Annotated in this window: 2 protein-coding genes; both read left to right on the plus strand. The window is 63.0% G+C overall.

The features are described from left to right. Nucleotides 1-2: 2 nt before the first annotated feature. A complete protein-coding gene (locus DD1DGNOD_RS02340) occupies nt 3-167 on the plus strand; it encodes a class II aldolase/adducin family protein (protein WP_206442904.1) in 165 nt (54 codons plus the stop codon). Between the two features lie 310 nt (nt 168-477). Next, the coding region (locus DD1DGNOD_RS28635; RefSeq protein WP_283234645.1) for an S-adenosylmethionine synthetase N-terminal domain-containing protein at nt 478-980 on the plus strand (503 nt) is incomplete at its 3' end.

Consider the following 980-nt stretch of genomic DNA (forward strand, 5'->3'; position numbering starts at 1 on the left):
ACATGACCGACCTCGGTGACCGGATGATCGGGGCCCGGGATCCGGGGACCCCGGCCGTGCTGGTCGCACGTCACGGCCTGTATGCCTGGGGGGACGATCTGAGCGCCGCGAGGCGCCACACCGAGGCCGTCCAGTGGTTGCTGGAGTGGGCGCTCGCCGACAGGTGAGCATTTAGCACCTTCGCGGGGAAATATCAAGAAAATTTACGTGATTCAAGTCACAGTATAGATGATGTTGACGATCTCGTGACTGGCGTGTGAAAGTCGATACCGTGTATATCCCGGTGGTGCTCGTGGCGCGGGCCCATATTGATTTCGCCGGGGTGAGTTCGGCCATCTGTACGGCTTCCTGAGCCTGTCCCGCCACTGTCTTCGGTCCGGACCGGTATGGTTCGCGCCGGCCATCCGACATGTATGTATATGTGGTCGGTGAATCCGCACAACAGGTGCATTCACGCGCATGAGATGAGGTGCAGCCGTGTCCCGTCGACTGTTCACGTCGGAATCCGTCACCGAAGGGCATCCCGACAAACTCGCCGACCAGATCAGCGATGCTGTTCTCGATGCTTTTCTCGCCGGCGACCCCCGGTCCCGCGTCGCCGTCGAGACCCTGTTGACGACCGGTCTGGTGCACGTTGCCGGAGAGGTCACCTCAGAGATTTATGTCGATGTTCCGAGTGTTGTCCGCGGAAAGCTCATCGAAATCGGTTACGATTCGTCCGTCAAGGGGTTCGACGGGTCGACGTGCGGAGTGACCGTTTCGATCGGTTCACAGTCGCCCGACATTGCCCAGGGCGTCGAGAACGCCTACGAGGCCCGGGTGGAGGGCGAGCAGGACGAGCTCGGCCGGCAGGGCGCCGGCGACCAGGGCCTGATGTTCGGGTACGCCACGGACGAGACCCCGGAACGGCTTCCGTTGCCGATCACACTTGCGCACCGACTGGCCCAGCGGCTCGCGCGGGTCCGCCGGGACGGCTCCGT

Source organism: Candidatus Protofrankia californiensis (assembly GCF_900634765.1).
GTDB lineage: Bacteria > Actinomycetota > Actinomycetes > Frankiales > Frankiaceae > Protofrankia > Protofrankia californiensis.